18 protein-coding genes are annotated in these 20,290 nt (G+C 73.9%); 10 read left to right on the top strand and 8 right to left on the bottom strand.

Features of this window, described 5'->3' with window-relative positions; genetic code table 11:
* Positions 1-33 precede the first annotated feature (33 nt).
* The 5 genes from glgX to KRAD_RS18630 all read left to right on the top strand — a co-directional run bounded on the left by glgX (position 34) and on the right by KRAD_RS18630 (position 8,231).
* Positions 34-2,175 carry a glycogen debranching protein GlgX gene (glgX, locus tag KRAD_RS18650; protein ID WP_012087212.1) on the top strand — a complete coding sequence of 714 codons (2,142 nt, stop codon included), beginning with the start codon at positions 34-36 and terminating at the stop codon, positions 2,173-2,175.
* A gap of 14 nt (positions 2,176-2,189) precedes the next feature.
* On the top strand, positions 2,190-4,634 hold the full coding sequence (gene treY / locus KRAD_RS18645; protein WP_203417604.1) for a malto-oligosyltrehalose synthase: 2,445 nt from the start codon (positions 2,190-2,192) through the stop codon (positions 4,632-4,634).
* Between the two features lie 38 nt (positions 4,635-4,672).
* Positions 4,673-6,418, top strand: a complete 1,746-nt coding sequence (treZ, locus tag KRAD_RS18640) for a malto-oligosyltrehalose trehalohydrolase (RefSeq protein WP_041293512.1) — start codon at positions 4,673-4,675, stop codon at positions 6,416-6,418.
* Positions 6,415-7,065, top strand: a complete 651-nt coding sequence (locus KRAD_RS18635) for an NUDIX hydrolase N-terminal domain-containing protein (protein ID WP_012087209.1) — start codon at positions 6,415-6,417, stop codon at positions 7,063-7,065. The genes treZ and KRAD_RS18635 overlap by 4 nt, the downstream gene beginning before the upstream one ends.
* A 68-nt stretch (positions 7,066-7,133) precedes the next feature.
* Entirely contained in the window at positions 7,134-8,231 is a 1,098-nt protein-coding gene (locus KRAD_RS18630; RefSeq protein ID WP_012087208.1) for a HoxN/HupN/NixA family nickel/cobalt transporter, read from the top strand.
* On the opposite strand, the gene zapE is transcribed toward KRAD_RS18630, so the two are convergent.
* Complete coding sequence (gene zapE / locus KRAD_RS18625) at positions 8,193-9,263, bottom strand: cell division protein ZapE (protein WP_012087207.1); 1,071 nt, start codon at positions 9,261-9,263, stop codon at positions 8,193-8,195. The two genes, KRAD_RS18630 and zapE, sit on opposite strands and share 39 nt — an antisense overlap.
* 124 nt (positions 9,264-9,387) lie before the next feature.
* Here zapE and KRAD_RS18620 point away from each other — a divergent pair, with 124 nt between their 5' ends.
* On the top strand, positions 9,388-10,293 hold the full coding sequence (locus tag KRAD_RS18620) for a sulfurtransferase (protein ID WP_012087206.1): 906 nt from the start codon (positions 9,388-9,390) through the stop codon (positions 10,291-10,293).
* Positions 10,290-10,751 carry a SufE family protein gene (locus tag KRAD_RS18615; protein WP_012087205.1) on the top strand — a complete coding sequence of 154 codons (462 nt, stop codon included), beginning with the start codon at positions 10,290-10,292 and terminating at the stop codon, positions 10,749-10,751. The genes KRAD_RS18620 and KRAD_RS18615 overlap by 4 nt, the downstream gene beginning before the upstream one ends.
* A 30-nt stretch (positions 10,752-10,781) precedes the next feature.
* Here the strand turns inward: KRAD_RS18615 and KRAD_RS18610 are convergent, their stop codons facing one another.
* From KRAD_RS18610 to KRAD_RS18600, 3 genes are read right to left on the bottom strand one after another with little or no spacing between them, the layout of a single operon-like run.
* The gene (locus KRAD_RS18610; protein ID WP_012087204.1) at positions 10,782-11,189 is read right to left on the bottom strand and encodes a PPOX class F420-dependent oxidoreductase; all 408 of its coding nucleotides are present in this window, start codon (positions 11,187-11,189) and stop codon (positions 10,782-10,784) included.
* Complete coding sequence (locus KRAD_RS18605) at positions 11,186-12,718, bottom strand: cryptochrome/photolyase family protein (protein ID WP_012087203.1); 1,533 nt, start codon at positions 12,716-12,718, stop codon at positions 11,186-11,188. The genes KRAD_RS18610 and KRAD_RS18605 overlap by 4 nt, the downstream gene beginning before the upstream one ends.
* 36 nt (positions 12,719-12,754) lie before the next feature.
* Positions 12,755-13,555 (bottom strand): MBL fold metallo-hydrolase, encoded by an 801-nt coding sequence (locus tag KRAD_RS18600; RefSeq protein ID WP_012087202.1) that lies wholly within the window; start codon positions 13,553-13,555, stop codon positions 12,755-12,757.
* Positions 13,556-13,597: 42 nt separating this feature from the next.
* On the opposite strand from KRAD_RS18600, the gene KRAD_RS18595 reads away from it, so the two are divergent.
* From KRAD_RS18595 to KRAD_RS18585, 3 genes are read left to right on the top strand one after another with little or no spacing between them, the layout of a single operon-like run.
* Positions 13,598-14,101 (top strand): hypothetical protein, encoded by a 504-nt coding sequence (locus KRAD_RS18595; RefSeq protein WP_012087201.1) that lies wholly within the window; start codon positions 13,598-13,600, stop codon positions 14,099-14,101.
* Positions 14,094-14,534, top strand: a complete 441-nt coding sequence (locus KRAD_RS18590; RefSeq protein WP_012087200.1) for a DUF2243 domain-containing protein — start codon at positions 14,094-14,096, stop codon at positions 14,532-14,534. The genes KRAD_RS18595 and KRAD_RS18590 overlap by 8 nt, the downstream gene beginning before the upstream one ends.
* Positions 14,531-15,238, top strand: a complete 708-nt coding sequence (locus KRAD_RS18585; protein ID WP_012087199.1) for a cytochrome c oxidase assembly protein — start codon at positions 14,531-14,533, stop codon at positions 15,236-15,238. Before KRAD_RS18590 ends, KRAD_RS18585 begins: the two co-directional genes overlap by 4 nt.
* A 45-nt stretch (positions 15,239-15,283) precedes the next feature.
* On the opposite strand, the gene KRAD_RS18580 is transcribed toward KRAD_RS18585, so the two are convergent.
* Genes KRAD_RS18580 through gcvP form a run of 4 tightly spaced genes read right to left on the bottom strand, consistent with a single transcriptional unit; the run spans position 15,284 to position 20,264 of the window.
* Complete coding sequence (locus tag KRAD_RS18580; protein ID WP_012087198.1) at positions 15,284-16,366, bottom strand: SPFH domain-containing protein; 1,083 nt, start codon at positions 16,364-16,366, stop codon at positions 15,284-15,286.
* A complete protein-coding gene (locus tag KRAD_RS18575) occupies positions 16,366-16,848 on the bottom strand; it encodes an NfeD family protein (protein WP_012087197.1) in 483 nt (160 codons plus the stop codon). Before KRAD_RS18575 ends, KRAD_RS18580 begins: the two co-directional genes overlap by 1 nt.
* Before the next feature lie 5 nt (positions 16,849-16,853).
* Positions 16,854-17,345 carry a VanZ family protein gene (locus KRAD_RS18570; RefSeq protein ID WP_012087196.1) on the bottom strand — a complete coding sequence of 164 codons (492 nt, stop codon included), beginning with the start codon at positions 17,343-17,345 and terminating at the stop codon, positions 16,854-16,856.
* A gap of 33 nt (positions 17,346-17,378) precedes the next feature.
* Positions 17,379-20,264 carry an aminomethyl-transferring glycine dehydrogenase gene (gcvP, locus tag KRAD_RS18565; RefSeq protein WP_012087195.1) on the bottom strand — a complete coding sequence of 962 codons (2,886 nt, stop codon included), beginning with the start codon at positions 20,262-20,264 and terminating at the stop codon, positions 17,379-17,381.
* Positions 20,265-20,290 lie beyond the last annotated feature (26 nt).

The raw sequence follows: 20,290 nt of genomic DNA, 5'->3' as shown, positions 1-20,290 counted from the left end.
CGCACCCGACATCCCCCCGGAGGGAACCCCGCGATGCAGATCTGGCCCGGACGGCCGTACCCCCTCGGCGCCACCTACGACGGCGCCGGGACGAACTTCGCCCTCTTCTCGGAGGTGGCCGAACGGGTCGAGCTGTGCCTCATCGACGACAGCGGCAAGGAGCAGCGCCTCGACCTGCCCGAGGTCGACGGCTTCGTCTGGCACGCCTACCTGCCCTCGGTGATGCCCGGCCAGCGCTACGGCTACCGCGTCCACGGCCGGTTCCACCCCGAGAGCGGGGCGCGCTGCCAGCCGGAGAAGCTGCTGCTGGACCCCTACGCGAAGGCCATCGAGGGGCAGGTGGACGGGGACGAGTCCCTCTTCTCCTACTACTTCGACCGCCCGGACGAGGTCAACGTCGAGGACAGCCTCGGCCACACGATGCTCTCGGTCGTGGTCAACCCGTTCTTCGACTGGGGCAACGACCGCCGGCCCGGGCACGAGTACCACGAGTCGGTGATCTACGAGGCCCACGTCAAGGGCCTGACGATGCAGCACCCGGACGTGCCCGAGGAGATCCGCGGCACCTACGCGGCCATGGCGCACCCGGCGGTCATCGAGCACCTGACCTCCCTCGGCGTCACCGCGGTCGAGCTCATGCCGGTGCACCAGTTCGTGCAGGACACCCACCTGGTGGACAAGGGGCTCTCCAACTACTGGGGCTACAACACCATCGGCTTCTTCGCCCCGCACAACGCGTACTCCTCCAACGGCCAGCGCGGTCAGCAGGTCCAGGAGTTCAAGTCGATGGTGCTGGCGCTGCACGAGGCGAACATCGAGGTCATCCTCGACGTGGTCTACAACCACACCGCCGAGGGCAACCACATGGGCCCGACGCTGTGCTTCCGCGGCATCGACAACGAGGCCTACTACCGCCTGGTGGACGAGGACAAGAAGCACTACTTCGACACCACGGGCACCGGCAACAGCCTGCTCATGCGCCACCCGCACGTCCTGCAGCTGATCATGGACTCGCTGCGCTACTGGGTGACGGAGATGCACGTCGACGGCTTCCGCTTCGACCTCGCCGCGACGCTGGCCCGCCAGTTCCACGAGGTGGACCGCCTCAGCGCGTTCTTCGACCTCGTCCAGCAGGACCCGATCGTCTCCCAGGTCAAGCTCATCGCCGAACCGTGGGACATCGGCGAGGGCGGCTACCAGGTCGGCGGGTTCCCCCCGCTGTGGACGGAGTGGAACGGCAAGTACCGCGACACCGTCCGCGACTTCTGGCGCGGGGAGCCCAAGACCCTGGGCGAGTTCGCCAGCCGCATCAGCGGCTCCTCCGACCTCTACGCCCACTCCGGGCGCAAGCCGATCGCGAGCATCAACTTCGTCACCGCCCACGACGGTTTCACGATGCGCGACCTGGTGTCCTACAACGACAAGCACAACGACGCCAACGGCGAGGGCGGCAACGACGGCGAGAGCCACAACCGCTCCTGGAACTGCGGCGTCGAGGGCGAGACCGACGACGCCGGGATCATCGCCCTGCGCGCGCGCCAGCACCGGAACCTGCTGACGACGCTGCTGCTGTCCCAGGGCGTGCCGATGCTCCTGCACGGCGACGAGCTGGGCCGCACCCAGCGGGGCAACAACAACGTCTACTGCCAGGACAACGAGCTGTCCTGGGTGGACTGGGACCTCTCCGACGCCCAGCGCGAGCTGCTGGCCTTCACCCAGCGCGTGGTCAACCTGCGCCGCACCGAGCCCGTCTTCCAGCGCCGGCGCTTCTTCGCCGGCGACGCCGGCCACGGCGGGGAGAGCGAGGTCGGCGACATCGAGTGGTTCAGCGCCGACGGCCAGGAGATGACCGACGCGGACTGGGCCGACCAGTCCAACCCGACCGTCATGGTGTTCCTGAACGGGGAGGCGATCCCGGAGCCGGACCGGCGCGGTGAGCGCATCGTCGGCGACTCGTTCCTGGTGCTGTGGAACCCGTGGCACGAGGCGGTGGAGTTCACCCTGCCGGAGAAGGCCTACGGCGACGGCTGGGCCCCCCGCCTGGACACCGCCGACGACCAGGTCGGCATCGTGTCGATCTTCACCGAGGAATCGGCGTTCTCGCCGGGCGCGAAGCTGCCGGTGGCGGCCCGCTCGGTGCTCGTACTGGCCCGTGGACCCCTGGGGGAGAAGTGACCTACCGCCCGACGGTGGTGCCCGCGAGCACCTACCGCCTGCAGGTGCAGCCTGCGTTCACCTTCGACGACGCCGCCGCGCAGGCGGGGTACCTGGCCGCGCTGGGCGTCTCGCACGCCTACCTCTCGCCGGTCCTGGCCCCGGCGAAGGGGTCGCAGCACGGCTACGACGTCGTCGACCACTCCCACCTGAACCCCGAGGCGGGTGGGCGGGAGGGCTTCCAGCGGCTCGTGGCGGCGTTGCGCGCGGCCGGCCTGGCCGCGGTCGCCGACGTCGTCCCCAACCACATGGCCGTGCCCACGCCCGCGTCGGACAACGCCCAGCTGTGGTCGGTGCTCAAGGAGGGGCCGGACTCCCCGTTCGCGTCCTGGTTCGACGTCGACTGGTCGGTGCCGGACCGGGCGATCCTCATGGCCGTGCTCGGGCGCCGGATCGGGCAGGTCCTCGCCGACGGGGAGCTGGCCCTGGACGACTCCGGGGACGAGCTGGTCCTGCGCTACTACGACCACGTCTTCCCGGTCCGCCCGGGCACGGAGGACCTGCCGCTGGCCCAGCTGGTGGACCGGCAGTGGTACCGGCTGGCCCACTGGCGGGTCGCGGACGAGGAGCTGAACTACCGGCGCTTCTTCGACGTGGACACCCTCGCCGCGATCCGCGTCGAGGACCCGGAGGTCTTCGACGCCTCCCACGCCCTGCTGCTGGAGCTGCTGCGGGCGGGCGACCTGCAGGGCCTGCGCATCGACCACCCCGACGGCCTCGCCGACCCGCGGGGGTACCTGCGCCGCCTCGCCGCCGCCACCCGCGCCGCCGACGGGGAGGACGGGGGCAGCGCCTGGGTCGTGGTGGAGAAGATCCTCGAGGGCGACGAGACCCTCCCGCAGGACTGGGAGTGCGCCGGGACCACCGGCTACGACGCCCTGCAGCGCATCGGCGGGTTGTTCCTGGACTCCGCCGGCGCCGAGCCCCTGTCGGCGCAGTACGCCGCCGTGACCGGGGAGACCCGGCCGTTCAGCGCGATCGTCGACGAGGCCAAGCGCGAGGTCGTGGAGCACGGGCTGTACGCCGAGGTCCACCGGCTGGTGGAACTGCTGGCCGGCATCTGCCACGACCACGTCGACCTGCGCGACCACACCCGCCGCGGGTTCCACGAGAGCGTGGTGGAGCTGCTGGTCGCCGTCGAGCAGTACCGCGCCTACGTCGTGCCCGGCGAACCCGCCCCGGCCGACGCGATCGAGGTCCTCGACGAGGCCGCGGAGCTGGCCCGGCACCGGCTGCCGGCCGAGCGGCACGACACCCTCGCCGTCGTGGTGGACCTGGCCCTGGGCCGGGTGGCGACCGAGGACGAGCGCACCGCGGAGTTCGTGGTCCGCTTCCAGCAGACGTGCGGGCCGGTGATGGCCAAGGGCATCGAGGACACCGCGTTCTACCGCTGGTTCCGGTTGAGCTCGCTCAACGAGGTGGGCGGGGACCCGACCCGCTTCGGGACCTCCCCGGAGGAGTTCCACTCCTTCGCCGCGAAGCTGTCGCGGGAGTGGCCGGCCACCATGACGACCCTCTCCACCCACGACACCAAGCGCAGCGAGGACGTCCGGGCCCGGTTGTCCACGCTGTCGGAGTTCACCGACGAGTGGGCCGCCGCGGTCGCGTCCTGGCGGGACCTGGCCACCGGTCACCGGGCCGCGGAGCTCGACGCCCGCACCGAGCTGCTCATCTGGCAGACCCTGGTCGGCACCTGGGGCCGGTCGGGGCCGATCGCGCCCGAGCGGCTGCTGGCGTACCTGCAGAAGGCCACCCGCGAGGCCAAGGACCACACCACGTGGACCGCGCCCGACGAGGCCTACGAGGCTGCGGTGGAACGCTTCGCCACCGGGGTCCTCGGCGACGAGGCCGTGCTGGCGGCGGTCGGGGAGTTCGTCGAGCTGATCGCCCCCGCCGCGCGCACCGCGGTGCTGGGGCAGAAGTTCGTGCAGCTGACGATGCCGGGGGTGCCCGACGTCTACCAGGGCACCGAGGTCGTCGACCTGTCGCTGGTGGACCCGGACAACCGGCGCCCCGTCGACTACGACGACCGCGCCCGTCGCCTGACCGCGCTGGACGCGGGGTCGGGGCCGGCGGACCTGGACGACGAGAAGCTGCTCGTCGTCTCCCGCACCCTGCGCGCCCGCCGGGACCACCCGGAGGCGTTCACCGGTCCGGCGGCGGCCTACTCCCCCGTCCCCTCCACCAACGGCAACGCCGTCGCCTTCGCCCGCGGCCCCGTGGACGACCCGCGGGTCGTGGCCGTCGCGACGCGCCTGCCGGTGTCGCTGGAACGCCTGGGCGGGTGGGGCGAGCACACGCTGACCCTGCCCGAGGGGACGTGGCGCAACGCGTTCACCGGGGCCGAACTGCCCGGGGGCGCGACCCGGATCGCGGAGGTGCTCGCGGAACTGCCCGTGGCCCTGCTGCTGCGCGCCTAGAAGTCGCACGCGCGGCGCACCTCCGACACTCTGTGCTCATGGAGTTCGGGGTGTGGGCGCCGCAGGCGCAGCAGGTTGATCTGGTCCTGGACGGGGAGCCGGTGCCCATGCGGCGCACCGGTTCCCCGCGCGAGGGGTGGTGGACGGCGGAGGCCGAGGGTTCGCACGGGACCCGCTACGCCTTCGCGGTCGACGGCGGCGATCCCCGGCCGGACCCCCGCAGCGGGTGGCAGCCCGAGGGGGTTCACGCGGCGAGCGCCGTCGTCGACCCGTCGACGTTCTCCTGGACCGACGGGGAGTGGGCCGGGCGCGACGCGCGCGGTGCGGTGTTCTACGAGCTGCACGTGGGGACCTTCACCCCCGAGGGCACCTTCGCCGCGGCGGCGGGGAAGCTGGACCACCTCGTCGACCTCGGCGTGGACGTCGTGGAGGTGCTCCCGGTGTCGGCGTGGGACGGCCCGTGGAACTGGGGCTACGACGGCGTCGCGCCCTACGCCGTGCAGCACGAGTACGGCGGCCCGGAGGGTCTCGCCGCGTTCGTCGACGCCTGCCACGCCCGGGGCCTGGCCGTCGCGCTGGACTGCGTCTACAACCACCTCGGTCCCAGCGGCAACTACCTGGGCGAGTTCGGGCCGTACTTCACCGACAAGCACGACACCCCCTGGGGCGCGGCGGTGAACCTCGACGACGCCGGCTCGGTGGAGGTGCGGCGCTGGATCGTCGACAACGCCCTGCGCTGGTTCCGCGACTTCCACGTCGACGCGCTGCGCCTGGACGCGGTGCACGCCCTGGTCGACGACTCCGAGGTGCACGTCCTGGCCCAGCTGGCCGACGAGACCGCGGCGCTGTCGCGGGAGCTGGGACGGCCGCTGTCGCTGGTGGCGGAGTCCGACCTCAACGACGCGGCCATGGTGACCCCCACCGCCGAGGGCGGGCGCGGGATGACCGCGCAGTGGGACGACGACGTGCACCACGCGCTGCACGCGTGGCTCACGGGGGAGCGACAGGGCTACTACGCCGACTTCGGCGACGCCGAGGTCGTGAAGACGACCTTCGAGGAGGCGTTCTTCCACGCCGAGCGGTTCTCCACCTTCCGCGGGGAGGTCTGGGGCAAGCGGGTCGACCGCTCGAAGGTCCCCGGGACGGCGTTCCTGGGGTACCTGCAGACCCACGACCAGGTCGGCAACCGCGCGGTCGGGGACCGCATCGGCCACCTGCTCTCCCCCACCGCCCAGGCGGCGGGTGCGGCGCTGTACCTGCTGGGCCCCTTCACGCCCATGGTGTTCATGGGCGAGGAGTGGAACGCCTCGACGAAGTGGCAGTTCTTCACCTCCTTCCCCGACCCGGAGCTGGGGAAGGCCGTCAGCACCGGCCGGCGCTCGGAGTTCGGCCAGCACGGCTGGGACGCCGAGGACGTGCCGGACCCGCAGGACCCGGCGACCAAGGACGCCTCGGTGCTGCGGTGGGAGGAGGTGTCCGCCCCCGAGCACGCCCGGGTGCTGGACTGGTACCGGACGTTGACGTCGCTGCGGCGCACCGTCCCCGCCTTCGCCGACGCGGACCTGCGCGAGGTCCGCGTGGACGTCGCGGGCAACGCCCTGGTGCTGCACCGCGGGGACCACCGCGTCGTGGTGACCCTGGGCGGCGGCGCCGACGTCGACGTGGAGGGGGCGCCGGTGGAGGTGGTCGCGCAGTTCGGCGACGGACCGGCCGCGGAGCTGCTGGGTGAGGGCGTGCGCACCGCGGGGGACGCCGTGGTGGTGGTGCGGGTCGCCGGGGCGTGAGCGGCGACCCCGTGGACCGGGTGCGGCGGGCGGCCGTCCGCATCGCCGCCCTGGCCCAGGACGGCCTGACCTACGCGGTGGGCGACGCGACGAAGGACTACGACGCCGCCCGCTACCGCGAGCTCACCGAGCTGGCCGCGGACCTGCTCGCCGCCGTCTCGACGTCCCCGCGCGAGGTCCTGCGGGCCGTGCTGGACACCGACGTGGGCTACGCCACCCCCAAGGTCGACGTCCGGGCCGGGGTGCTGGACGGGCGGGAGCGCTTCCTCCTGCTCCGCGAGCGCAGCGACGGGGCGTGGTCGCTGCCGGGCGGGTGGGTCGATCCCGGCGACCGGCCCGCGGAGGCGGCGGTGCGGGAGGTGCGGGAGGAGACCGGCTACCCCGTCGAGGTGGTCAAGGTGGTGGGGGTGTGGGAGCGCGACGCCCGCGGCAAGCAGCCGCCCATGCCGGTGAGCGTGTTCCACCTGTACTTCCTGTGCCGGGTGGTGGGTGAGCGCGGCCGGCCCGAGGAGCTGGAGACCCTCGACGTGGGGTGGTTCGGCCTCGACGAGCTGCCGGAGCTGTCGCGGCAGCGGATCAGCCGCTGGGAGCTGGAGCGGCTGCTGGCCCACCACCGCGACCCCGCGCTGCCCACCGAGTGGGACTGAGCCCGGTCCCGCGGCCCCGGTAGGCTCCCCGCTTGTTGCCAGTGACTTGCAACAAGCGAGGAGCCACCATGACCACCGGGTCCGTCCTGTCCGAGCCGTCCCGTGCCGCGGGACGCGCCTGGGACCGAGCCGACACCCGTCGCCTGCTGCGGTTGCTGGGGGTCGTCGCGGCGCTGCACGTGGTGGGCTGGGGCGTGCTGGGCCTCTTCGTCGTCCCCCACGAGTTCAGCGTCGGCGAGCAGGTGTTCGGGTGGGGGCTGGGGCTGACGGCCTACGTCTTCGGGGTCCGGCACGCCTTCGACGCCGACCACATCGCCGTCATCGACGGCACCACCCGCAAGCTCACCGGCGACGGCCTGCGGCCGCTGTCGGTGGGGTTCTGGTTCTCCCTGGGGCACTCCTCGGTGGTCTTCGCCATGGCCCTCGTCGTGGCGACCGGGGCCCGGTTCGCCTCGGGGCTGGTGACCGAGGGCACCACCGCGCACGACGCGCTGGGCGTCTTCGGGACCAGCGCGGCGGGGGTCTTCCTCTGGGTGATCGGGCTGGTGAACCTCGCCGCGCTGCTGGGGATCGTGCGCACGGCGCGGATGCGCCGGCGCGGGGAGCTGGACGACGCGGCGCTGCAGCAGCGCCTGGTGCTGGAGGGGGCGGTGGCGCGGGTGCTGGCCCGCTTCACCGCGCGCATCCGCTCCCCCCGCCAGATCTACCCGGCGGGGCTGCTCATGGGCCTGGGTTTCGACACCGCCACCGAGGTGGCGCTGCTCGTCCTGGCGGGCACCGCGGCGGTCACCCTGCCCTGGTACGCGGTGCTGGTGCTGCCGGTGCTGTTCACCGCGGGGATGAGCCTGTTCGACACCCTGGACGGGGCCTTCATGAACCTGGCCTACGACTGGGCGCTGGCCAACCCGTTGCGGCGGCTGGCCTACAACGGGGTGGTGACGGGCATCTCGGTGGCGGTGGCGCTGGTCATCGGCACGATCCAGCTCGTGGGGGTGGCCCACGAGGAGCTGGGCCTGGCCGACGGGGTGACGACGTGGATCGCGGGGCTGGACACCGAGCACGTCGGCTACGGGGTGGCGGGGCTGTTCCTGCTGGTGTGGGCCGGCGCGCTGGTGTGGTGGCGCCGTTCAGCCGCGCAGCGCCGCGCCCTCGCGGGCCAGGGCTGACAGCCGCGACACCGCGCGCAGGTACTTCTTGCGGTACCCGCCGTTCAGCAGCTCGTCGGTGAACACCGCGTCGAAGGGCACCCCGGAGGCGACGACGGGGATGTCGCGGTCGTAGAGCCGGTCGGCGAGGACGACGAGGCGCAACCCGACCATCTGGTCGGCCACGGTGCTCACCCCGCGCAGGCAGACGGCGGTGGTGGACCCCACCATCGCGCCGTAGCGGCTGGGGTGGACCTCGGCCAGGTGGGCCAGGACGGCGGGGAAGTCGTCGAAGGTGGCTCCCGCGCGGGCGGCCGCGACGCGCTCCACCTCCTCGTCGGGCAGCGGGGCCGGAGCGGGCTGCAGACCCCGGTGGCGGTAGTCCTCCCCGTCGACGCGCTGCACGTCGAACTGGCCGGCCAGGGCCTGGATCTCGCGCTGGAAGTCCTGCGCGGCGAAGCGCCCCTCCCCCAGCGCGCCGGGGAGGGTGTTGGAGGTCGCGGCGAGCTTCACCCCGCGGTCGACGAGCTCGCGCATGAGCCGCGACATCAGCACGGTGTCGCCGGGGTCGTCGAGCTCGAACTCGTCGATGCAGACCAGCGCGTTCGGGGCCAGCGCGTCGACGGCGGGCAGGAAGCCGAGGGCGCCGACGAGGTTGGTGTACTCCACGAAGGTGCCGTAGGCCGCCGAGCGGCCCCCCTCGGTGACGACCTGGTGGTACAGCGAGGACAGCAGGTGCGTCTTGCCGACGCCGAACCCGCCGTCGAGGTAGATCCCCGGCGCCCCCGCCGGGGCGGCCCGCCGCTTGAACAGCCCCGCCAGCCCGCCCCGGGCGCCCCCGCCCTCGAGGACCCTGCCCCCGAACGCGCTCATGCCCGCGACGGCCTGCGCCTGGCTGGGGTGCTCGGGCGAGGGGACGTAGCTGGCGAAGCGCACGTCGGAGAAGCGCGGCGGGGGGACCAGCTCGGCGACCAGCTGCTGCGGGGGCACCCGCGGGTTGCGGTCGGCCAGGGAGTCCAGTTCACCGGCGGAGCGCGTCTGAGGGCTGGTCACAGGGCCTCACAGTAGTGAGGGAGGGGGATCCGCGCCGGGCGGGTCTGGCAGGATCGCGACCAGCGGGAACGACCACGGGGTGCGTGGTGTTGCTGCTCCCACGACGACCGCTGGAGGAAGCACCGTGAGCACGCTGCCCTGGGACACCGACGAGAAGCTCGCCGCGTACGCCCACCCCGAGAAGCTCGTCACGACCGGCTGGCTCGCGCAGCACCTGGGCGAGCCCGGTCTCGTGGTGGTCGAGAGCGACGAGGACGTCCTGCTCTGGGACACCGGTCACGTGCCGGGCTCGGTGAAGGTCGACTGGCACACCGAGCTCAACGACCCCGTGACCCGCGACTACGTCGACGGCGCCGGTTTCGCCGCGCTGATGGCCGCCAAGGGCATCTCCCGCGAGGACACCGTCGTCATCTACGGCGACAAGAACAACTGGTGGGCCGCCTACGCGCTGTGGGTCTTCACCCTCTTCGGCCACCCCGACGTCCGCCTCCTCGACGGCGGGCGCGCCAAGTGGATCGCCGAGGGCCGCGAGACCACCACCGAGGCCCCGCAGCGCCCGGTCACCGAGTACCCCGTCGTCGAGCGCCGCGACGCCGCGGTCCGCGCGTTCAAGGAGGACGTGCTCGCCCACCTGGCCGGGCCGGACCCCAAGCTCGTCGACGTGCGCTCCCCGCAGGAGTACACCGGCGAGCGCACCCACATGCCCGACTACCCCGACGAGGGCACCGTGCGCGGCGGTCACATCCCCGGGGCGGACAGCGTGCCGTGGGCGCGCGCCGCCGCCGAGGACGGGACGTTCAAGCCCCGCGCCGAGCTGGAGGCGATCTACCAGGACGAGAAGGGCCTCTCCCCCGACGACGACGTGATCGCCTACTGCCGCATCGGGGAGCGCTCCAGCCACACCTGGTTCGTGCTGTCGCAGCTGCTGGGCTTCGAGCAGGTCCGCAACTACGACGGGTCCTGGACGGAGTGGGGCAACGCCGTGCGCGCGCCGATCGTCAAGGGGCCCGAGAAGGGGTCGCTGCGGTGACCGACGACCTCAGCGCCGACCCCACCGCGGGCCTGCCGCCGGCGATGGCCGAGATCGTCGAGGACTTCCAGGCCCTGCCCGACCGCGAGCGGCTGCAGCTGCTGCTGGAGTTCAGCCAGGGGCTGCGGCCGCTGCCGCCGCGGTTCGAGGGGCAGCCGGAGAAGATGGAACGCGTCGACGAGTGCCAGTCGCCGGTGTTCATCACCGTCGAGGTCGACGACGCGCAGGCCGTGCACCTGCACGTCTCCGCACCCCCGGAGGCCCCCACGACCCGCGGTTTCGCCGGGGTCCTGCAGGAGGGGCTGGAGGGGCTGCCCGCGGCCGTCGTGCTGGACCTGCCGGCCGACGTGTGCCACCGGCTCGGCCTGGAGCAGGCCGTGAGCCCGCTGCGCATGCGCGGCATGACGGGGATGCTGGCCCGGGTGAAGCGCCAGGTCCGGGTGGCGACCGCCGCCTGAGGGCCGCCCCCACGGGGGCGGCGCCGGGTCTCAGCCGGTGACGGTCAGGGCCACCGCGACCCGGCGCCCGGCCACCCGCCCGGACCGCTGCAGCAGGCCCTCGACCGCGTCGAAGGCCCGGAACCGCAGGCCGTACTTCACGGTCAGGGCGTGTTCCGCGGCGGCGACGTCGGCCTCCGGCAGCAGTTCGGCGGTGGCGTCCACGGGCCGTCCGTGCGGCCGGCCCCGGACGCTGCACGGGGCGAGCAGCACCCGCGGTTCCCGCCGCACCCGCTTCACCTTCCCCGTCGTGTCCTGGGTGACGAGCACCAGCCGCCCCCCGTCCAGGGGCGCCACCCACACCGGGGTGGGGACGAGGCGGCCGTCGCGGCCGAACGTCGTCAGCAGCACGTACGGGGACCTCGCGAGCAGCCGCGTCGCCCCCTGGACATCGGTCACGGGGCACCGTCTCCCCTCTCGGCCTCCTGGTGCAGCACGCCGTCGAGGTCGCGCAGCCGGTCCAGGCCCCGCAGCGCCTGGGTCATGCGCCGGTTGCCCTCCAGCTCCTCCCGGTGGCCGGCGAGGAAGTTCCAGTACCCGGCCGTGAACGGGCAGGCGTCCTCCCCCACCCGCACCTTCGGGTCGTAGCGGCAGCCCCCGCAGAAGTCGCTCATCCGGTCGATGTAGGCCCCGCCGGAGACGTAGGGCTTCGTGGCCAGCACCCCGCCGTCGGCGTGCTGGGACATCCCCACGACGTTGGTGGTCATGACCCAGTCGTAGCCGTCGACGAAGTTGCGCCAGAACCAGTCGGCGAGCTCCGCGGGGCGGTACCCGCGCTGCAGCCCCCAGTTGCCCAGCACCATCAGCCGGGGGATGTGGTGGGTCCACCCCTCGTCGCGGACCTGCCCCAGGACGTGGCGCAGGCAGTTCGCCTCGACGGCGTCGGCGTCGAGGTCGCCGAACCAGTCCGGGATCGTCCGCTCCGAGCCCAGTGCGTTGCGCTGCTTGTAGCCCTCCCCCAGGTGCCAGTACAGGTGCCAGGTGTAGGAGCGCCAGCCGACGACCTGGCGGACGAAGCCCTCCACCGAGGCCAGCCTCACCCCGTGCGCGCGGCCGTGCTCCTCGGCCCGCCGGGCGATCTCCAGCGGGTCCAGCAGACCGAGGTTCTGCGGGGCGGACAGCAGCGAGTGCGCCATCCACGGGTCCCCGGCGAGCATCGCGTCCTCGTACGTCCCGAACTGCTCCAGCCGCTCGTCGAGGAACCGGCGCAGCACGCCGAGCGCCTCGCGCCGGGTGACCGCGAAGCGCCGCGGGCCGTCGGAGCCGGTGAACTCGACCCCGTCGTCGCGCTCCCACCGGTCGAGGTCGGCGCGGACCTCGGCGTCGATGTCGTCCTCCACCGGCCAGCGGGGCTCGGCGAGGTCCAGCTTCTCCTGGCGGGGCGGACCACTGCGGTTCTCGTGGTCGTAGTTCCAGGTGCCCCCCACCGGTTCGGCGCCGTCCATCAGCAGCCCGTGGAAGCGGCGCACGTCGCGGTAGAAGTCCTCCATGAGCAGCCGCTTCCCGCCGCGGCGCTCCGCCCAGCCGCGGAACTGGCGCTCGGAGACCACGAACCCGCGCGAGGCCAGGACCTCCACCCCGGGCAGGCGGCGGACGAAGCGCCGCGCCGGGTAGGAGGTCGGGTCGCAGACGCTGACCGCCTCCCCGCACGCGGCGAGACCCTCGCGGTAGGTGGGGGCCTGCACGAACACGGCCTGCTCACCCAGCTCCGCGGCGCGGTGGCGCAGGGCGGAGAGGATCAGGTGCGCCTTGCGGCGGTGGAAGCGGCCCCGGCGGAACACGTCGGTGGACTCCAGCAGCAGCACCGGCTGGTCGGGGGCGTCGAGGAAGTGCGGGCCGAGCTGGTCGGCGAACAACCAGCGCCGGGTGCCCGGGGAGCGCTCGGGCAGGTCCTGGGCGGCGAGGTCCTCCTGCGCGTCCGGCGGCACGGACCCACTGTGGCGCCGGACGCTCCCCCCGGCACGTCAGAACTGCGCGGTCTCCCCCCGCCCCACGTAGCGGACGACCCCGCTCAGCCCGCGGCGGTCGACCTCGGCGCGGAAGTCCGCCAGCGGGGACCGGAAGACGCCGTAGTCGTCGTAGTGGACCGGCACCGCCGCCGCCGGGTCGATCAGCTCCAGCACGTCGGCCCCCGCGACCGCGTCCAGGGTGACCACCAGCCCACCGGGCAGCGTCGTGCCGCCCAGGTGCAGCACGGCGACGTCGACGCTCGGGTAGCGGGCCGGGACCTCCCGCAGCTCCGGGACGTCGAGGGTGTCCCCGGACAGGTAGACCGTCCGCTGCACCGGCCCGCCGACCTCGCCGAACTCCAGCACGCTGCCCATGACCGGCGGCAGCAGGGCCTGGAAGGGACCCGGGGCGTGCCGGCCCGGGACGGCGGTGACGCGGACCTGGTCCCCGCCCGCCACCAGGGTCCGCGCCTGCCAGGTGCGCAGCCCCGTCACGTCGCGGAACCCGTGGCGCCCCACCAGGCGGCGCTGGGCGTGCGGTGTCGTCAGCAGCGGGACGGAGCGGTCCAGCCCGCGCCGGGCGACCCGGTCGAAGTGGTCCCCGTGCAGGTGGGAGAGGACCACCCCGCTCAGCGGCGGCAGGTCCTCCACCGCGAGCGCCGGTTCGGTGAGCCGGCGCGAGACCAGCCCCTTGCCCAGGTAGGCGAGCTGACCGCGGTGCAGGAAGTTCGGGTCGGTCAGCAGCGTCAGCTCGCCCCAGCGCAGCAGGACGGTGGCGGTGCCGATGAAGGTCAGGGACAGGGGTCGGGGGTCCACCTGGTGTGGTTACCCGCTGCGGGGACCGGGTACTCCTCCGGTGTGGACGATCACGAACGACAGCGCTACCTGACGGTGTACCTCAACGACCACCTGGCCGGTTCGTCGGCCGGGGCGGCCCGGTTCGCGCGCTCCGCGCAGGCGCACCGGGGCTCCGAGGTCGGCGAGGTGCTCACCCGGCTGCACCAGGAGGTCGTGGAGGACCGCCGGCAGCTGGTGCGCTGGATGCGGGTGCTGGGCGTGAGCCGGCAGTGGCCGCTGCAGCTCGCGGCGCGGGCCGGGGAGGCGGTGGGGGCGCTGAAGCCCAACGGCCGTCTCGTGCGGCCCTCCCCGCTGCGCACCGTCGTCGAGCTGGAAGCGCTGGTCCTGGGGGTGGAGGGCAAGGCGGCCCTGTGGCGCACCCTGCGCGAGGTGGCCCTCACCGACGAGCGCCTGGACCCCGACGTGTTCGAGGAGCTCGCGCAGCGGGCGGAGAGCCAGCGCGCCGAGATCGAGCACCTGCGCCGGCTGGCGGTGCGCGAGGTGCTGGGACGTCCGGGTGCCTGACCTGCCCCGCCGGTCCCTGGGCGCCGGGCTGCTCATCGGCGTCGGCGTCGCCGGGTTCGTCGACGAGGTGGTGTTCCACCAGATCCTGCACTGGCACCACTTCTACGACCGCTCGACGTCGACGGCGGGGCTGGTCTCCGACGGCTGGTTCCACGCCTTCAGCTGGCTGGCGATCGTCGCGGGGCTGTTCCTCTTCGCGGACCTGCAGCGGCGGCGCGCGAGCGTCCGCTCCCGGGTGGTGGGCGGCGCCCTGCTGGGGTGGGGCGGGTTCCAGCTCTACGACGGGCTGGTCCAGCACAAGGTGCTCGGGCTGCACCAGGTCCGCTACGGCGTGGACCTCCTGCCCTACGACCTGGCCTGGAACCTGGCCGGGGCCGCCGGCGTGGTCGCGGGGACGGTGGTCCTGCTGGCCGGGCGCCGGCGCGCGCGGTGATCCCCGGCTGGCTGCTGCTGAGCGCGGCGGCCGTCCTCCTGGCGGGGTACCTCGGGGCGGAGTCGCGCCTGCACCGGCGCGGGGACCGCTGGCCGGTGGGGCGTTCCGCGGCGGCCGTCGGCGCCGTCGCCGCGGTGGCGGGGGCGGGGCTGTGGCCGGTGCGCGGGGCCGTCGACGACACGGTCGTGCACCTGCTGGTGACGATGCTGGCGCCGCTGCTGCTGGCCCTGTCCGCCCCGGTGAGCCTGCTGCTGCGCACCGCCCCGGCGCGGGTGCGCGCCGCGGTGCTCGTCGTGCTGCACAGCCGGTGGGCGCGGTTCGCGACCCGCCTGCCGGTGGCGACCGCCCTGGAGGCGGGGGGCCTGTACGTGTACTACCTCGTCCCGGTCCCGCCGGTGCTGCATGGGCTGCTGATGGTGCACATGGTGGCCGCCGGGTGGTTGTTCAGCGCCGTCCTCGTCGGGCCGGACCCCGTCCCGCACCGGCCGGGGATCCTGCCCCGCGCCGCGGCCCTGCTCGTCGTCTTCGCCGCCCACGACGTCCTGGCCAAGCTCCTCTACGCCCGCGGCGGCGGCGCGGGCGCGCAGCTGCTCGCCTACGGCGGTGACGTCGTCGAGGTCGCCACCGCCGTCGCCCTGTTCGGGCGCTGGTACGTCCGGGTCAGGCCCCGGCCCGGGCGGGCGGTGCACCCGGCGGCGAGGTGAGGGGGGCCGGTGACCGGCCCTCCCCCGGCGGGGGCGCCGCGCGGGTCAGGCCTGCGGGCCGGGGTCCATCCCCGTGCCCCGCAGGTCGCGGGTGACGCCCTCCGCGTCGCGCGCGGCTCCCGCGGCCTCCGCGCGCGCCCGCTTCAGCGCCTCGCCCGGGTCCTCGAGGACGACCTCGTCGAGACCGGTCTCCGGCGCCGGCGCGCTCTCGCGCTCCGGCCGCCGGGTGCGCTCGGACCCCGAGGAGCCGCCCCCGTGGGCGTCGAACATCGACCCGAACCCCTTGAGGGCGTCGTTGAGCTCGCTCGGCACGATCCAGACCTTGTTCGCGCTGCCCTCGGCGATCTTCGGCAGCGTCTGCAGGTACTGGTAGGCCAGCAGCTTCGGGTCCGGGTCGCCGCGGTGGATGGCGTCGAACACCTGGGTGATGGCCTTGGCCTGCCCCTGCGACTCCAGGATCGCCGCCTGCGCCGACCCCTCGGCCCGCAGGATCGAGGACTGCTTCTCGCCCTCGGCGGTGAGGATCTGCGACTGCTTGAAACCCTCCGCGGTGAGGATCGCCGCGCGCTTGTCGCGCTCGGCGCGCATCTGCTTCTCCATCGAGTCCTGCACGCTGGCCGGCGGGTCGATCGCCTTCAGCTCCACGCGGTTCACGCGGATCCCCCAGCGGCCGGTGGCCTCGTCGAGGACCCCGCGCAGCTGCCCGTTGATCTGGTCGCGGCTGGTGAGGGTCTGCTCGAGGTCCAGGGACCCGATGACGTTGCGCAGGGTGGTGACGGTGAGCTGCTCGATGCCCTGGATGTAGTTGGCGATCTCGTAGGTCGCCGACTTCGGGTCGGTCGGCTGGTAGTAGATGACGGTGTCGATGCTCACGACGAGGTTGTCGGAGGTGATGACCGGCTGCGGCGGGAAGGAGACCACCTGCTCGCGCAGGTCCACGTTGGCGCGCACCTTGTCGATGAAGGGGACGAGGAAGTTCAGCCCCGCCTCCAGCGTCCGGGAGTACCGGCCGAGGCGCTCGACGATGACGGCCGTGGCCTGCGGGACGATCCGGATCGTCCGGATGATCACCGTCACCACGAACAGGATGACGAGGACGAGGACGACCAGCGTCACGACGTTGTCCATCAGGGCTTCTCCTCCGGGAGCTGGGCGGGTTCGGCCGGGAGGGGCCCCACGACGGCGGTGGCGCCGTCGATGGCCGTGACGACGACGTCCTCGCCCTCGGCGAACGCCGGCCCGGTCGAACGCGCCGACCACGTCTCCCCGACCAGCTTCACCAGACCCCCGCGCACCGTGACCGGCTGGAGCACGAGCGCGGCCCGGCCCACCAGCGCGGCCGAGTTCGTGGTCCCCAGCGGCGGCATCCGCAGCCGGCGCAGCAGGACGGGACGGATGGTCCCGATCAGCAGACCTGCCACGGCGGCCGCGACCAGCACCTGCCCCACGAAGCCGAGCCCCAGCGCGTCGGCGAGCGCCCCGGCCAGGGCCCCGCCGGCGAGCATGGCGAACACCAGGTCGATCGCGGTGATCTCGAGGATCCCCAGGACCAGGGCCGCCGCGACCCACAGCAGCCAGCTGCGGTCCAGCAACGCGTCCAGGAACTCCATCGTGATCACCCCTCGGGCGCGACCCTACCAACGCGCAGCACCGCGACCCCGGCGACGACCCCCAGGACCGCGCCCAGCGTGTTCATCGCCCAGTCGTTCGTCGTGCAGGAGCGCCCCAGCCCCGTGGCCAGCGCCTGCACCCCCTCGATCCCCGCCGAGAGCAGCGACCCGACCGCGACCACCGGCAGCGGGCGCCGCAGCAGGAGCACCGCGAAGACCGCCACCGGCACGAACAGCGCGACGTTGGCCAGCAGCTCGACGCTGCCGGGCGAGGGCAGCGCGAAGGCGACCTCGCACCGGGCGTGCACCCGGCCGCGGTCGTCGGGGGCCAGCGTCAGCCCCAGCACCGGGACCAGCGCCAGCCCCGTCAGCCGCCGCAGCGCCCGCGGGCGGGCCCGCGCGACCCACCCCGCCCCCGCGCAGCCCAGGACGACCAGCAGCAGCGCCGCCGGGACCAGCCCCGCGTGCTCCACGAGGAGGGTCGGTACGCGTCCCACGGGTCACCTCGTCCCCGGCCGGGGACCGCCCCCTCAGTACTCCGACAGCGGCGGGCAGGAGCAGACGAGGTTGCGGTCCCCGGCGGCGCCGTCGATGCGGCGCACCGGGGGCCAGTACTTCGAGCGGGGGTCCATCCCGTTCGGGTACACGGCCTCCTCGCGGGTGTAGGGGTGGTTCCACTCCCCCACGAGCGAGGCGGCGGTGTGCGGGGCGTGCCGCAGCGGGGAGTCCTCGACGGCCCAGCGGCCGTCGGCGATCTCCCGGACCTCGGCGGCGATGGCGAGCATCGCGTCGCAGAAGCGGTCGAGCTCGGCGAGGTCCTCGCTCTCGGTGGGCTCGACCATGAGGGTGCCCGCGACGGGGAAGGACATCGTCGGGGCGTGGAACCCGTGGTCGACGAGGCGCTTGGCGACGTCGTCGACGGTGACGCCGGTGGCCTTCGTCATCGGGCGCAGGTCGAGGATGCACTCGTGGGCGACGAGCCCGCCGGGGCCGCGGTAGAGCACCGGGAACGCGTCGGCGAGGCGGGCGGCGACGTAGTTGGCCGACAGGACGGCCTGGACGGTCGCGGCGCGCAGCCCGTCGGGGCCCATGAGGCGCAGGTAGGCCCACGGGATGGGCAGGATGCCGGCGGAACCGAACGGCGCGGCCGACACCATGCCCACGCCACGCCCGTCGAGGTCGCCCCCGGGGGCGGTGGAGGGCAGGAACGGGGCGAGGTGCTCGCGGACCGCGACCGGGCCGACGCCGGGACCGCCGCCGCCGTGGGGGATGCAGAACGTCTTGTGCAGGTTCAGGTGGGAGACGTCGGCCCCGAACTTGCCGGGGCGGGCCAGGCCCACGAGGGCGTTGAGGTTGGCGCCGTCGACGTAGACCTGACCGCCGGCGTCGTGGACGAGGCCGCAGACCTCGCGGATGGACTCCTCGTAGACCCCGTGGGTGGAGGGGTAGGTGACCATGAGCGCAGCGAGGTCGTCGGCGTGCTCGGCGACCTTGGCCCGCAGGTCGTCGAGGTCGACGTTGCCGCCCTCGTCGCACGTCACGACCACGACCCGCAGCCCCGCCATGACGGCGCTGGCGGCGTTGGTGCCGTGCGCGGAGCTGGGGATGAGGCAGACCGTGCGCTCCCCCCGGCCCTGGGCCAGGTGGTAGGCGCGGATGGCGAGCAGGCCCGCGAACTCCCCCTGCGACCCGGCGTTGGGCTGCAGCGAGACCGCGTCGTAGCCGGTGACCTCGGCCAGCCAGCCCTCGAGGTCGGCGACGAGCTGCGCGGTGCCGGCGAGCTGGTCGGCCGGGGCGTAGGGGTGCAGGTCGGCGAACTCCGGCCAGGAGACCGGTTCGAGCTCGGTCGTGGCGTTGAGCTTCATGGTGCAGGAGCCCAGCGGGATGGCCCCGCGGTCCAGGGCGTAGTCGGCGTCGGAGAGCCGGCGCAGGTAGCGCAGCATCGCCGTCTCCGAGCGGTGCCGGCTGAACACCGGGTGCGTGAGGAAGTCCGAGGTGCGGCGCAGGGCGGCGGGCAGCGCGGGGTCGGCGGTGGCCTCGACGGGGTCGAGCCCGAACCCGCGCAGGGCGGCGGCGACGTGGGCCTCCGACGTCGTCTCGTCGACGGTGAGCCCCACGTGGTCGGCGTCGACGAGGCGCAGGTTCACCCCGGCGGCCAGGGCGGCGGCGACGACGTCGCCGGCCCGGCCCGGCACCCGGGCCAGCACGGTGTCGAAGAAGGTGTCGTGCACGACCTCCACGCCCCCGGCGCGCAGCGCGGCGGCGATCCCCGCGGCCCGGCGGGCGACCTGGGAGGCGATGGCGCGCAGCCCCTCCGGTCCGTGCCAGACGGCGTAGCAGCCGGCCATCACGGCCAGCAGGACCTGCGCGGTGCAGATGTTGGAGGTGGCCTTGTCGCGGCGGATGTGCTGCTCGCGGGTCTGCAGCGCGAGGCGGTAGGCGGTGTTGCCGTCGGCGTCGACGGACACCCCGACGAGGCGGCCGGGCAGCGAGCGCTCGATGCCCTTGCGGACGGCCATGTACGCCGCGTGCGGGCCGCCGGCGCCCATCGGGACCCCGAAGCGCTGGCTGGACCCGACGGCGACGTCGGCGCCGAACTCGCCCGGGGCGACGAGCAGCGTCAGCGCCAGCAGGTCGGCCGCGGTGATCGCGAGCGCCCCCCGGGCGTGCGCGTCGGCCACGACGGCGGCGAGGTCGCGCACCCGGCCGGAGGTCCCGGGGTACTGCAGCAGGACGCCGAACACCCCGCACTCCCCCACGACCGAGAGCGGGTCGGGGGTGTCGAGGTCGACGGTGACGAGGTCGATGCCGAGGGGGACGGCGCGGGTGCGCAGCACGGCGAGGGTCTGGGGCAGGACGTCGGCGTCGACGGCGAACACCGCGCCGCGCGGCGCCTTGGAGGTGCGGCGGGCCAGGGTCATCGCCTCGGCGGCGGCGGTCCCCTCGTCGAGCAGCGAGGCGTTGGCGACGTCGAGCCCGGTGAGGTCGGTGACAGCGGTCTGGAAGTTCAGCAGCGCCTCGAGGCGCCCCTGGGAGATCTCCGGCTGGTAGGGCGTGTAGGCGGTGTACCAGGAGGGGTCCTCCAGGACGTTGCGCCGCACGACGGCCGGGGTGCGGGTGCCGAAGTACCCGAGGCCGATCATCGAGGGGACGACCCGGTTGCGCCCGGCCAGCTCGCGCAGGGCGGCGGTCACGGAGGTCTCGTCGAGGGCCTCGGGGAGGTCGAGGACGCCGTCGCGGATGCCGGCGGGCACGGCGCGGTCGACGAGCTCCTCGGTGGAGGTGAGGCCGACGACCTGGAGCATCCGCGCGACGGCGGCCGCGTCGGGGCCGATGTGGCGGGCGCTGAAGGGCAGGGCCGCGGGTTCGGGGGCGAACTCGGGCAGCTCGGTGCGCAGGGGCGTGGGCGAGGTCATGGGGCGCTCCGGAGGTCGCTGACGGC

The sequence above is a fragment of the Kineococcus radiotolerans SRS30216 = ATCC BAA-149 genome (assembly GCF_000017305.1).
In the GTDB taxonomy this organism is placed as follows: Bacteria; Actinomycetota; Actinomycetes; order Actinomycetales; family Kineococcaceae; genus Kineococcus; species Kineococcus radiotolerans.
The sequence above is the reverse complement of the archived record's forward strand: the minus strand, read 5'-3'. Positions and strand labels throughout refer to the sequence as shown.

Coding starts and splice junctions, on each gene's coding strand:
- glgX (WP_012087212.1), top strand. CDS start 34: ATGCAGATCTGGCCCGGACGGCCGTACCCCCTCGGCGCCACCTACGAC.
- gcvP (WP_012087195.1), bottom strand. CDS start 20,264: ATGACCTCGCCCACGCCCCTGCGCACCGAGCTGCCCGAGTTCGCCCCC.
- treZ (WP_041293512.1), top strand. CDS start 4,673: ATGGAGTTCGGGGTGTGGGCGCCGCAGGCGCAGCAGGTTGATCTGGTC.
- KRAD_RS18630 (WP_012087208.1), top strand. CDS start 7,134: ATGACCACCGGGTCCGTCCTGTCCGAGCCGTCCCGTGCCGCGGGACGC.
- KRAD_RS18575 (WP_012087197.1), bottom strand. CDS start 16,848: ATGGAGTTCCTGGACGCGTTGCTGGACCGCAGCTGGCTGCTGTGGGTC.
- KRAD_RS18580 (WP_012087198.1), bottom strand. CDS start 16,366: ATGGACAACGTCGTGACGCTGGTCGTCCTCGTCCTCGTCATCCTGTTC.